The following is an 11996-nucleotide window of genomic DNA, read 5'->3' as shown; positions in this document are numbered from 1 at the left end:
CGCCGGCCCGCGCACGAACGCGCGCCGGCTGAAGAGGAGACGCATCATGCTCGCATGGATCGGCGCGATCGCCATCGTCGCGCTGTTCGGCCTGATCATCACGAAGCGGCTGTCGCCGCTCGTCGCGCTGATCGTCGTGCCGGTGGCTGCTTCGCTCGCGGCCGGGTTCGGGCTGACGACCGGCAAGTTCATCGTTCACGGCGTACAGAACATCGGCCCGATCGCCGGAATGTTCGTTTTTGCGATTCTTTTTTTCGGCATCCTCACCGATGCGGGGATGCTCGACCCGATCATCGCGGGCGTGCTGCGCGTGATCGGCTGCCATCCGCCGCGCATCGTGATGGGCTCGGCGCTGCTCGCGCTGCTGATCCATCTGGACGGCTCGGGCGCCGTCACGTTTCTCGTCACGCTGCCCGCGATGATGCCGCTCTATACGCGGCTCGGGATGGATCGCCGCATCCTCGCGTGCGTCGCGTCGATGGCGGCCGGCGTCAACTTCCTGCCGTGGGTCGGGCCGATGCTGCGCGCATCGGCGGCGCTGCACATCCCGGGCTCGGCGATCTTCATGCCGATGATTCCGGTGCAGATCGTCGGGCTCGTATTCGTGTTCGGCACCGCGTACGTGCTCGGCGTGCGCGAAGCGAAGCGGCTCGGGCTCGATCGCGCCGGCGCGGCGGCGCTCGCGATCGCACCGCGCGAGCTGACCGACGCCGAACGCGCACTGCGCCGGCCCGGCCGCTTCAGGATCAACGTCGCGCTGACGCTCGTCGTGCTCGTCACGCTGGTGTCGGGCATCGTCGATCCGATGGTGATGTTCATGCTCGGCACGGTCGCCGCGCTCGTGATCAACTATCCGGACGTGCAGGCGCAGCGCGAGCGGATCGATGCGCACGCGAAAGCCGCGCTGATGATGGCGAGCGTACTGCTCGCGGCCGGCGCGTTCACCGGCATCATGTCCGGCACGGGCATGCTGAAGGCGATGGCGGAAGTCGTCGTCGCACACGTGCCGGTCGAGCATGCGCGCCACATGCCGTTCGTGCTCGGGCTGCTGTCGATGCCGCTCAGCCTGCTGTTCGACCCCGATTCGTTCTACTTCGGCGTACTGCCGGTGCTCGCGGAAAGCGCGAAGCTGCTCGGCGTGCCGCCGATCCAGATGGCGCAGGCCGCGCTGCTCGGCCAGATGACGACCGGCTTCCCGGTGAGCCCGCTCACGCCTGCGACGTTCCTGATCGTCGGCCTGACCGGCGTCGAGCTGGCCGAGCACCAGAAATTCACGATTCCGTTCCTGTTCGCCGCCACCGTGCTGATGGTCTTCGCCGCGGTCGTGACGGGCGTATTTCCATTGTGAGCGCCTCCAGACCTGTCGCTCCGCGCCAGTCCCCGACGGGTCGAAAACCCCGGGCGGCTCGGCGTTTTCTTGAGAACGGCGCGTCCGTTCACTTTTTCCGGGAGAGCAGTCCATGCAGTTCGACCTGACCGACGACCAGCGCGCGATCGAAAGCGCGATCGAGAAAATCTGCGCACGCTTCGGCGACGACTACTGGCTCGAACGCGATCGCGCGGGCGGGTTTCCGGCCGACTTCCACGCGGCGCTCGCCGAGGCCGGCTGGCTCGGCATCGCGATGGACCCGGCGCACGGCGGCGCCGGGCTCGGGATGACCGAGGCCGCGCTGATGATGCGCACGATCAGCGCGTCGGGCGCGGGCCTGTCCGGCGCATCGGCTGTCCACATGAACATCTTCGGGCTGAACCCGGTGCAGGTGTTCGGCAACGACACGCAGAAGGCGCGCTTCCTGCCGCCGCTGATCGCGGGGCGCGACAAGGCGTGCTTCGCGGTGACCGAACCCGACGCGGGCCTCGACACCACGCACCTGAGCACGCAGGCGCGCCGCGAAGGCGATCACTACGTGCTGAGCGGGCGCAAGATCTGGATCTCGACCGCGCAGGTCGCGAACAAGATGCTGATCATCGCGCGCACGACGCCGCTCGACCAGGTCGCGAAACCGACCGACGGGCTGAGCCTGTTCTACACCGATCTCGACCGCTCGCGCGTCGAGGTGCGCGAGATCGAGAAGATGGGCCGCAAGGCCGTCGATTCGAACATGCTGTTCATCGACAACCTGCGCGTCTCGCGCGACGACCTGATCGGCAACGAGGGCGAAGGCTTCCGCTATCTGTTGCACGGGCTGAACCCCGAGCGCATCCTGATCGCCGCCGAGGCGATCGGGCTCGGGCAGGCCGCGCTGCGCCGCGCGACGCAGTATGCGTGCGAGCGCGTCGTGTTCGGCCGGCCGATCGGGCAGAACCAGTCGATCCAGCATCCGCTCGCGCAGGCGTGGATGCAGCTCGAAGCCGCGTGGCTGATGGTGATGAAGGCCGCGACGCGCTACGACGCGGGGCAATCGTGCGGCGCGGAAGCGAACGCGGCGAAGTACCTCGGCGCGGAAGCCGCGTTCCAGGCATGCCAGACGGCGGTCGCGACGCTCGGCGGAATGGGGTACGCGAAGGAATACCATGTCGAGCGCTACCTGCGCGAGTGTATGATTCCGAGGCTCGCGCCCGTGAGTCCGCAACTGATCCTGTGCTACATCGCGGAGAAGGTGCTCGGGCTGCCGAAGTCCTATTGACGCGCGGCGGCCGGCCCGGCGCGCGATTTCCCGTTCCGATTCAAGCGCTCGTCATGGACGTCAAACTCGTTGCCCGCACGCTCGACCTGTTCGAGCTGTTCGCCGCCGAACGGCGGCCGCTGCCGCTCACCGAACTCGCGCGCCTGCTCAATGTGCCGGCGTCGAGTTGCCTCGCGATGGCGCGTACGCTCGTGAACCGCGGCTACCTGTACGAAGTGCGCAAGCGCGGCGGCTACTATCCGACGCGGCGCCTGCAGACGATCGCCGCCGCGATCGACGCGACCGATCCCGTCGTCGACATCGTGCATCCGCATCTCGTCGCGCTGCGCGACGCGAGCCGCGAGACGGCCGTGCTCGGCAAGATCCAGGGGGGTGCGGTCACGTACCTCGACGTCGTCGAATCGGAGCAGGCAATCCGCTATACGCGCCAGCCGGGCGAGTTGCGTCCGCTGCATGCGAACTCGATCGGCAAGGCGATCTTCGCGGAACTCGACGGCGACGCGCAGCAGGCGCTCGGCGCGCAGTTGCCGTTCGAGCGTTTCACCGCCGCGACCGTCGCGGACTTGCCGGCGCTCGCCGCGCAAGCCGCGCGGTTTCGCGAACTCGGCTGGGCCGAGAACTTCGGCGAGAGCGCGCCCGAACTGTCGGCGATCGCGGTCGCGCTGACGCTCGACGGCGACTGGTACGGGTTGTCGGTCGTCGGGCCGACCGAGCGGATTCGCCAGCATCGCGACATGCATGCGGCGCTGCTCGTCGACGCGAAAGCGCGGCTGCTGGCCGAGCACGCGCGCGGGTAGGGCGCTCGTCCCGACTGCCGGCAGCGGGCCCGCAAGGCGGGCCGTCCGCCGGCGTGCGATCCTGCCGCGCCGGAAACGGCCCGCCGCGCATCACGCGCCGGTGCGCGTCGACGTCACGACTTCACCCACACGCCGCCCGCGCTCGGGTTGTCGCCCTGCGTCCACCATTTCGCGCAGTATTTCGCGCCCTGGTACATCACGCACGTGCCGCCCGGGTAGGCGGTCGTGGCCGACCACACGGGCGAGCCGCCGCCGACCGGTTTCCACACGGCGGCCTGGCCGGGCACGTCGCCCTGCGTCCACCATTGAGCCTGATACGTGGTGCCCTGATAGGTCACCGTCGCGCCGGCCGTATAGACCTGGCCGGCCGACCAGGGCGCGCCCGGCTGCGGCGTGCCGCCGTTCGAACCACCGCCGTAGTTCGGGTCCTGCGTGACGCCCGTGCCCCATTTGCCGTCGAGCTTGCGGAAGATCGACGCGAATGCGTACGGCTGTTGCGCGACGCCCGAGCAGGTCGGCGACGCATACGCGCCGTTGTTCGGGCACGGCTGGTCGCGGCCGACCGACCAGTTGCCGAAGAACCCGTAGCCGTTGGCGACTGCCGCGTTCAGCACGCTTTGCGCGTTCGCGAGCGTGAAGGTCTCGCCCTGCACGTCGTTCGCACCGATCATCGGCGTGACGCCGACCATCTGCCAGAGCTGCGCGCCGGTCTTCGGCTGGCCCGCCGACTTGAACGCCGTGTCGAGCTGCGAATACAGCGCCTGCGCGGCGCTGATCGCGGCCGCGCCCATGTCGATGTTCGCGGGGCCATAGTCCATCGTCATCAGGTTCACCGCGTCGAAGGTCGTCTTGTTCGCGATCGCCGCGTTCACGACGTTCACGCCGTCCTGCGTGAGCCCGGTCGGCATCGTCGGCAGCGTCAGCGTGACGTGCAGCGGCTTGCCCTTCGCCGCGTAGTCGGACTGCAACTGCGCGACGGCCTGGAAGTTGCGCGCGACCGCGGCCGTGTCCTGCTGCGACGCGCCTTCGATGTCGAAGTCGACGTGCGTGATCCCGTACGTATCGATCACGGTCTGGTACGCCGCTTTCAGCGCGGGAACCGTCGAGCACGCCTGCATCAGCGGCGTGCCGTTCGCGCCGCCGAACGACACGGCCACGTCGCCGCCTTTCGCACGGTAGCTCGCGATCGACGTCGACAGCGCGGTGAGCAGGCCGCCGCTCGCGCCGTTGCCGATCGGCTGCACGCCGCCCCACGATGGCGCACAGCCGGTGCCCGCGACCACGAACGCGAGCGTGAACTGCTGGATGCCTTGCGTCACGCCGATCTGGTCGACGAGCGGCGTCGGATAGAGCGTCACGTCGACATAGGGCGCGTAGACGCCGGCGCCCTGGGACACGCTCGCGGCAGCGAGCAGACAACCCGCGGCGAGCGCACGCGGGATGAAACGCGGCAACACATTGTTGTTCATTCTGTGTTCTCCAAGTGGAAGAGGGATACGCTGGCCCGCGTATCGCCGCCGGGCGGGCGACCGGGCATGCCCGGCCGGCGGCGTGCCCATCTTGGAGGATTCGCGTCGAATAGTGAATAGTCAGGAGTTCTTTTTGTTATTTGATTCCCGATACGTAACGATCTTGCCGATTCGACAGCGTTGCGCAACGCATCGCGCGGGCGATTTTTCCGGCTACGCCTGATTGGGCGCTTGAAGCCCGACGTGCGTCGCTTATTCCGATGCAGGCTGCACAAGCGAGCGCGCCAACGCGACGAAGCGTTCGACGCATGCCGACGAAAACGGCTCGCTCCACGACACGATCTGCTCGACCGCGCGCGCACCGGCGAGCGGCACGTAGACGACGCCCGCGCGTTGCAGCGTCGCGGTGAACCCCGGCACGATCGCGATGCCGCGCTCGGCGGCCACCAGCGACACGAGCGTCGTGATCTGCGATGCGGTCGCCCCGATGCACGGCGCGAAACCGGCTTGCGCGCACAGATCGTCCAGCGCGGCGGTCAGCGCCGAACCGTAACCGGGCGGAAAGGTGACGAAGGTCTCGTTGGCGAGTTCGGCGACGTCGATGCGCGCGCGGCCCGCGAGCGGATTCCCGGCCGGCACGGCCGCGACGAGCGGTTCGCGCGACACGACGAGCGACGCGACCGGCACGCCGGGCGCGCCGTCCCACGCCCAGCCGAAGCCGATGTCCATCGTGCCGTCCGCGATCTGCTGGCGCTGGCTGGCGGTCGCCGCTTCACGGAATGCGAGCTCGACGTCGGGCATCGTGCGGCTCGCGACGCGGATGACGTCCGGAAACGTGTCGGACATCGGGATCGCGCTCGCATAACCGATCACGATGCGCCCGGCGATGCCTTGCGCGATCTTGCGCGCGCTCGCCTCGGCCTCGGCGGCCGCGCTGACGACGTTGCGCGCATGCTCGAGGAACAGCGCGCCTTCCGTCGTCAGCCGCACCGCGCGCGTCGAGCGCTCGAACAGCCGCACGCCGAGTTCGGTTTCCAGCGCGGCGATATGGCGCGTCAGCGGCGGCTGCGCGACGCGCAGGCGCAAGGCTGCATGGCCGAAGTGCAGTTCGTCGGCGACGACCACGAAATAGCGGAGGCGGCGCAGGTCGAGCATTGTTGTCGTTCCGGTATCAATGAAGGCGAAAACGGTATTGGCGTGCGCGTGGCGCGCTCGTCAGACTGTCGGCATCGACGACAAGGCATCTCCGATGAACGACAGGACCACGCGCATTGCATTCTTTCTTTGCGGTTTCGCCGCGTTTCTCAATCTCTATTCGACGCAGGGCATCCTGCACGAACTTGCCGCGGCCTTCGGCGTCAGCGCGGAACGCGCCGGGCAGGGCGTGAGCGCAACCACGACGGCCGTCGCCATTATCGCGCCGTTCGTCGGCATGCTGGCCGCACGCATCGAGCGGCGCACCGCGATCTCGCTCGCGGCGATAGCGGTCGCGCTGCCGGTCGTATGGTCCGCGCATGCGGCGAGTTTCGCGTCGTTTCTCGGCGCGCGCTTTGCCGCCGGGCTGGTGATGCCGTTCGTCTTCGCGCTGTCGATCGCCTATGTCGGCGAACGCTTCGATCGCGGCACGTCGGCGGAGATAAGCGCGCTGTTCGTCGCCGGCACGACGCTCGGCGGTTTCGCAGGCCGCTTCGCGACCAACCTGATGACGGCGATGTGGGGCTGGCGGCACGCGTTCGACGTCATCGCGGCGCTGTGCCTCGTCACCGGCGCGGCGATTTATGCGAGCCTGCCGGCGTCCGGCGCGATCGCGCGGCATGCCGGCGACGATGCGGATGCAGGGCCGTCGTGGCGAATCGTCACGCGAGGCCCGCTGCTGGCGTCGTTCGCGATCGGCGCGTGCGTACTCGCGTCGCAGGTCGCAACGTTCACGTTCGTCGGCCTGCGGCTCGCGCGCGCGCCGTTCGCGTTCGGCACGGTCGAGATCGGCGCGATCTACGCGGTGTTTCTGGTGGCGGTCGTCGTCACGCCGCTCGCGGGGCGCATCGCGCGGCATCGCGGCCCGCGCATGCCGGGGCTCGTCGCGGCCGCGTTCGCGATCGGCGGCGCACTGCTGACGCTGTCCGACAGCGTGCCGGTGATCCTGGCCGGCCTCGCGCTCAGCTCGACCGCCGTGTTCGTCGAACAGGCGTCGGCGAACACGTTCATCTCGCAGGCCGCCTCGACCGCGCGCTCGACCGCGATCGGCATCTACCTGTCCTGCTATTACTTCGGCGGCAGCCTCGGCTCGATCCTGCCGGTGCCGGGCTGGCACCGCTGGGGATGGGCCGGCTGCGTCGCGTTCGTGATCGTTGCACAGGCCATCGTCGGCGTGCTCGTGTTTCGGTTCTGGCGAACCGGCAGCGCGGCCGGCGCGGGCCACGCCGACGCGCGCGGCGTTAGGGCCTGTTCACGCTAATAACGGACCAGCCCCACGAATGGTTTTTTTCCAAACAGGGGAGCGTGCGTTGCCCGTCACATTGCGGCGTCGCGCGTCGCTTGTTTGGCTCGATCAAGCGACGCTCCTTGCTTCTTGCGCTGCAGCCGGCAAAGCGCGTTCGCGAGCCAGTGATTAGCCAGAGGCCCTATCCGCGTTCAGCGATACCAGCGCGGCGTATAGACCCACTCGCGCCCGCTGCCGATCGCGAAACGGCGCGTCGTCGACGAACCGACGATCACCATCGTGCGCATGTCCACCTGATCGCTGCGCAGCGCGCCGAGCGTCGTCGTCGCAAGCGTCGCGCCCGGCCGGCCGATGTCGCGGCCGAGCACGACGACCGTATCGGCTGCGCGGTGCGCGCGCACGACGTCGAGCGCGCGGTCGAGCTGCCACGGCCGTGCACGCGAAATCGGGTTGTAGAACGCCATCACGAGATCGGCCTGCGCCGCATGCCGCAGGCGCGTCTCGATCACGTCCCACGGTTTCAGATTGTCCGACAGCGAGATCGCGCAGAAATCGTGGCCGAGCGGCGCGCCGGCCTGCGCGGCAGTTGCTAGCGACGCCGATACGCCGGGTTCCACGCGCAGGTCGACCGCGGCCCATTGCGGGTCGCGCGCCTCGTCGAGCGCTTCGAGCACGGCGGCGGCCATCGCGAACACGCCGGGGTCGCCCGACGAGACGACCGCGACGCGCCGGCCTTCGGCCGCGAGTTCGAACGCATGGCGCGCGCGCTGCATCTCCTCGCGGTTGTCGGTGCCGTGTATGCGCTGGTCGTCGCGGAACGGGCCGGCCATGTTCACGTAGGTCGTATAACCGAGGATGTCGGTCGCCTCCGCGAGCGCGGCGCGCGCGGCCGGCGTGAGCCACGCGGCGCCGCCCGGGCCGAGGCCGAGCACCGTCAGGCGGCCGCGCGCGCGGCCGAGCGCGGCAGGGTCGACCGGATGCGATGCGACTGCGCATGCAAGGCCATTCGACGTCGTGCGCAATGTATGTGCGACACGCAACGCTCGGCCGAGCAGCGTCGCCGCATCGGCTTTCGCGTCGCTGTCGACATCGACGAAACGCAGCGGCACGCCGAGCGTGTGCGCCGCTTCCTCCAGCGCCGCAGCACCGATCATCGACGCCGGCGCGACGATGGCCGCGAGCGCCAGTTGTGCGAGGCCGTGCGCGTCGAGCGCTGCTTCGATGCGTGCGGCGAGCGCTTCGTCGGCCTGCGCGGCATGCGCATCGACGCCGATCACCACGCTGCGCGGATGGATCACGAGTTCGTCACGCGTGCCGCGCCATGCGTCGGGTGTCACGCGGATCGCATGCGCTGCCGCGTCGTCGCGCGGCAGCGCGACGTCGTCGAGCCACGGTGCGGCGCCATCGATGCGCGTCGGCGCGCCGGCGAGCAGGTCGGACACAAAGCGCTTGCCCTGCGCGAGATCGGCAAGCGCATACCCTTCGGGCGGATTGAGCACGCACGCGCCGAAGCGCAGTTCGCCGCTCGTCGTGATCGCCGGCGCGACGCCGACGCATTCGGCAATTTCGCGCGCGATCACGTTGACGCCCGTGAGCCCGCCGAGCAGCGGCACGACGGCCGAACCGTCCTCCGCGACCGCGAGCACGGGCGGCTCGACGCCCTTGTCGGCGAGTGCGGGCGCGATGCAGCGGATCACGATGCCGGCCGCGCACAGCGCGACGATCGGCAAGCCGCGCGCATAGAGCTCGCGCAGGTGCGCGCCGAGTTCGTCGAACGGCACGTCGGCCTCGACGCGCGACGCGAGCCCGTGCACGCGGGCGCCCGGATACCGCGCCTGGATGCGCCGCGCGGTGTTGAGCGCGCCCGCGCCGAGAATCACGATCGCGGGCGGGGTCGTCATCCTTGCCATTTTTCCCCCGGCACGACGAGCAGCGAGAAATACGGCGACGCCATCGGATCGACTTCGTCGAGCGGCACGATGCGCTGGCTCGCCATCGTCGCGCGCTCGACGTACAGCGCGCGCTTTGCGAGGCCGAGTTCGTCGAGCACGCGCCGCACCTTGTCGAAATTGCGTCCGAGCTTCATCACGACGGCCGCGTCGGCCTGCGCGAGCCGCGCGCGCAGTTCGTGCTCGGGCAGCACGCCCGACAGCACCGACAGGCTCTGGTTGCGATAGACGAGCGGCTGGCCGAGCACGGCCGTGCCGCCGAGCATCGCGCACACGCCCGGCACGACCTCGGTGTCGTAGCGCGGCGCGAGGCGGTCGTGCAGGTACATGTACGAGCCGTAGAAGAACGGGTCGCCTTCGCAGATCACCGCGACGTCGCGGCCCGCGTCGAGGTGCGCCGCGACGATGTCGGCGGCCGTGTCGTAGAAGTCGGCGATCACCGTCTCATAGCACAGCGGCGGCGGCAGCGCCTCGGTCGTCACCGGATAGACGAGCGGCAGTTGCGTTTGCGTGTCGAGCAGGTGCGCTTCGACGATGCCGTACGCATTTCCTTTCTTGCCTTTCGCGACGAAATACGCGACCACGGGCGCCGCCTGCAGCACGCGCAGCGCCTTGATCGTCATCAGTTCAGGGTCGCCGGGGCCGACGCCGACCCCGAACAGGCGTCCGCGCGCGGTCGTCATTCGACCTCCGTCGCGAGCGCGTTGACCGCGGCGGCGGCCATCGCGCTGCCGCCGCGCCGGCCGAGCAGCGCGACGTACGGCACGCCGCGGCTGTCGGCGTCGAGCATCGCCTTCGATTCGGCCGCGCCGATGAAGCCGACCGGGAACCCGAGGATCAGCGCGGGGCGCGGCGCGCCGGCGTCGATCATGTCGAGCAGATGGAACAGCGCGGTCGGCGCATTGCCGATCACGACGACGCTGCCCGCGAGATGCGGGCGCCACAGTTCGAGTGCGGCGGCCGAGCGCGTGTTGCCGAGATGGCGCGCGAGGTCGGGCACCTCCGGCTCACCGAGCGTGCAGATCACGCGGTTGTCTGCCGGCAGCCGCGCGCGCGTGATGCCTTCGGCGACCATCCTCGCATCGCACAGGATCGGCGCGCCGGCTGCGAGCGCCGCGCGGCCCGCCGCGCCGGCGCCGGCCGAGAAACGCAGGTCGTAGACGACGTCGACCATCCCGCACGCGTGGATCACGCGCACCGCGAGTTTCTCGAGATCGGGCGGAACCTGCGACAGGTCGGCCTCGGCGCGGATCGTCGCGAACGACTGGCGGTAGATCTCCTGCCCGTCGCGAATGTAGTCAAGCATCGGTGGTGTCCTGGCTGTGCCGCGGGTCCGTCAATCGGACTGCGGCCTGGTCAATCGTCAGATGGCGCGCGAGCGGGGCGCCGAGGCCCGCGTCGGTGTCGCGCCGGTAAAGGTCGTAGTGTGCGGGCGCCACCGCGACGAGCGTGTGCGTCGCGGGATGCGGCAGCGCGCAATGGCGCTCGCAGCCGGTCAGGTGCACGTCGACCGGATGGCCGATGCGCGCGGCCAGCGCGAGCGCGTCGTGTTTCGTGTCGGCGCGCGCTTTCGCGCAGCCCGCGCTGCCGGTGCATGCGACGAGCGTGGCGAGCGGATCGGACGACGCGCAAACGAGGCCGAGCGACGCGAGCGCATCGAGCACGACCGGTGCGCGATGGTGCGGCACGCCGTGCACGAACACGCCTTGCCACGGCGTCATCGACAGCGTGCCGTTTCCTTCGGTGTCGGCCAGGTTGGCGAGCCGTTCCAGTTGCGCTGCGTCGAGCCGGCCGAGCGCGAATTGCGCACCGACGCTGCAACGGCTCGCGTCGAGCGACGGGCGCGTGCCGAAGCGCAGCGCCGGATCACTGCGCATGCGCCGCCAACCGGCGAGCGCCGGATCGGCCGCGAGCGGAAAGGGCAGGTAATGCTGCGCACGGTCGAGCAACGCGCGTTCGCCGCAAGTCGTGAGCAGTGCACGCATCCGCGTGACATCGGCCGGCGCCAGATCGAGGAACGCGAGCAGCAGCGCGCGAACGAGCGCGACGCTCTGATCGGGCGATACGTCGACCGAAGCCGGCGTGTCGCCGGGCGCGACCGGCGGGCAGCCGGCCAGCCCGGCCGCGATGCGTACCGCACCGTCGCCGCGGCGCCACGCGGCCAGCCAGATGTCGTGCGGATGATCGAGCGCGGCGACCGATTCGCCGCCGTCGAGCTGGATCGAGAATTTCGGCGACAGCTCGCCACGGCGCGGCTCGCGCGCCAGCATGTCGAGCAGCGGCATCGCGAGCGCGCGGCTGTCGACGAGTGCGGCGGGGTCGTGCCCGGCGAGCGGGCTGAGCATCACGTTACGGACGTCGTCGCTCGCGGCGAGCGCGACTGCATCGGCAGTTGCGTCGACGCGCGGGCCAAGATCCGCATCGAGCAACGCGCGCGTCAGCGCGTCGGTCGCGTCTTCCCGAATGCCGCGCAGCTGAAGATTCGCGCGATTGGTCGCGTCGATCGCACCGGAGCCGTACGCGCGCGCGGCGGCGGCGATCGCGCGCGCCTGGCGCGCATCGAGCCGGCCGCCCGGCAGCTTGATCCGGCACAGCCCGCCATCGGCGGCCGCGACCACGCGCACGAGCCCCGGGCAGGCCGACGGGCGTGCGACGGGCGATGCAGGAATCGAAACGGGGGCGGAACTCAACGGGGTACCGGGGCAGTGTCGCGC

The 11996-nt window shown here is 69.9% G+C and carries 10 protein-coding genes; 4 read left to right on the top strand and 6 right to left on the bottom strand.

The window, feature by feature from the left end:
- The first annotated feature begins 46 nt into the window (after positions 1-46).
- From BBJ41_RS03725 to BBJ41_RS03715, 3 genes are all read left to right on the top strand, one after another.
- Complete coding sequence (locus tag BBJ41_RS03725) at positions 47-1348, top strand: CitMHS family transporter (protein ID WP_069745369.1); 1302 nt, start codon at positions 47-49, stop codon at positions 1346-1348.
- Between the two features lie 112 nt (positions 1349-1460).
- Entirely contained in the window at positions 1461-2627 is a 1167-nt protein-coding gene (locus tag BBJ41_RS03720) for an acyl-CoA dehydrogenase family protein (RefSeq protein ID WP_069745368.1), read from the top strand.
- A 53-nt stretch (positions 2628-2680) separates the two neighbouring features.
- Positions 2681-3424 carry an IclR family transcriptional regulator gene (locus BBJ41_RS03715; protein ID WP_069747567.1) on the top strand — a complete coding sequence of 248 codons (744 nt, stop codon included), beginning with the start codon at positions 2681-2683 and terminating at the stop codon, positions 3422-3424.
- 113 nt (positions 3425-3537) lie between these two features.
- On the opposite strand, the gene BBJ41_RS03710 is transcribed toward BBJ41_RS03715, so the two are convergent.
- Positions 3538-4893, bottom strand: a complete 1356-nt coding sequence (locus BBJ41_RS03710) for a chitinase (protein ID WP_069745367.1) — start codon at positions 4891-4893, stop codon at positions 3538-3540.
- A gap of 252 nt (positions 4894-5145) precedes the next feature.
- Entirely contained in the window at positions 5146-6048 is a 903-nt protein-coding gene (locus BBJ41_RS03705; RefSeq protein ID WP_069745366.1) for a LysR substrate-binding domain-containing protein, read from the bottom strand.
- Between the two features lie 94 nt (positions 6049-6142).
- Here BBJ41_RS03705 and BBJ41_RS03700 point away from each other — a divergent pair, with 94 nt between their 5' ends.
- A complete protein-coding gene (locus tag BBJ41_RS03700; RefSeq protein ID WP_069747566.1) occupies positions 6143-7348 on the top strand; it encodes an MFS transporter in 1206 nt (401 codons plus the stop codon).
- Between the two features lie 176 nt (positions 7349-7524).
- On the opposite strand, the gene cobJ is transcribed toward BBJ41_RS03700, so the two are convergent.
- The 4 genes from cobJ to cobG are packed head-to-tail and all read right to left on the bottom strand — an operon-like array spanning position 7525 to position 11972.
- Entirely contained in the window at positions 7525-9234 is a 1710-nt protein-coding gene (cobJ, locus tag BBJ41_RS03695) for a precorrin-3B C(17)-methyltransferase (protein WP_069745365.1), read from the bottom strand.
- Positions 9231-9965: a precorrin-2 C(20)-methyltransferase gene (locus BBJ41_RS03690; protein WP_069745364.1), complete on the bottom strand. Its 735-nt coding sequence runs from the start codon at positions 9963-9965 to the stop codon at positions 9231-9233. Before BBJ41_RS03690 ends, cobJ begins: the two co-directional genes overlap by 4 nt.
- Complete coding sequence (locus tag BBJ41_RS03685; RefSeq protein WP_069745363.1) at positions 9962-10588, bottom strand: precorrin-8X methylmutase; 627 nt, start codon at positions 10586-10588, stop codon at positions 9962-9964. Before BBJ41_RS03685 ends, BBJ41_RS03690 begins: the two co-directional genes overlap by 4 nt.
- Positions 10581-11972: a precorrin-3B synthase gene (gene cobG, locus BBJ41_RS03680; RefSeq protein WP_069745362.1), complete on the bottom strand. Its 1392-nt coding sequence runs from the start codon at positions 11970-11972 to the stop codon at positions 10581-10583. Before cobG ends, BBJ41_RS03685 begins: the two co-directional genes overlap by 8 nt.
- Positions 11973-11996 lie beyond the last annotated feature (24 nt).

The sequence above is a fragment of the Burkholderia stabilis genome, from assembly GCF_001742165.1.
Lineage (GTDB): Bacteria > Pseudomonadota > Gammaproteobacteria > Burkholderiales > Burkholderiaceae > Burkholderia > Burkholderia stabilis.
Note: the sequence above shows the minus strand (reverse complement) of the source record. Positions and strands in the feature narration are given on the sequence as shown.

What these genes read in the sequence shown, in the direction of transcription:
- BBJ41_RS03685 (WP_069745363.1), bottom strand. Translation starts at nt 10,588, where the DNA reads ATGCTTGACTACATTCGCGACGGGCAGGAGATCTACCGCCAGTCGTTC.
- BBJ41_RS03720 (WP_069745368.1), top strand. Translation starts at nt 1,461, where the DNA reads ATGCAGTTCGACCTGACCGACGACCAGCGCGCGATCGAAAGCGCGATC.
- BBJ41_RS03690 (WP_069745364.1), bottom strand. Translation starts at nt 9,965, where the DNA reads ATGACGACCGCGCGCGGACGCCTGTTCGGGGTCGGCGTCGGCCCCGGC.
- cobJ (WP_069745365.1), bottom strand. Translation starts at nt 9,234, where the DNA reads ATGACGACCCCGCCCGCGATCGTGATTCTCGGCGCGGGCGCGCTCAAC.
- BBJ41_RS03725 (WP_069745369.1), top strand. Translation starts at nt 47, where the DNA reads ATGCTCGCATGGATCGGCGCGATCGCCATCGTCGCGCTGTTCGGCCTG.
- BBJ41_RS03710 (WP_069745367.1), bottom strand. Translation starts at nt 4,893, where the DNA reads ATGAACAACAATGTGTTGCCGCGTTTCATCCCGCGTGCGCTCGCCGCG.
- BBJ41_RS03705 (WP_069745366.1), bottom strand. Translation starts at nt 6,048, where the DNA reads ATGCTCGACCTGCGCCGCCTCCGCTATTTCGTGGTCGTCGCCGACGAA.
- BBJ41_RS03700 (WP_069747566.1), top strand. Translation starts at nt 6,143, where the DNA reads ATGAACGACAGGACCACGCGCATTGCATTCTTTCTTTGCGGTTTCGCC.
- BBJ41_RS03715 (WP_069747567.1), top strand. Translation starts at nt 2,681, where the DNA reads ATGGACGTCAAACTCGTTGCCCGCACGCTCGACCTGTTCGAGCTGTTC.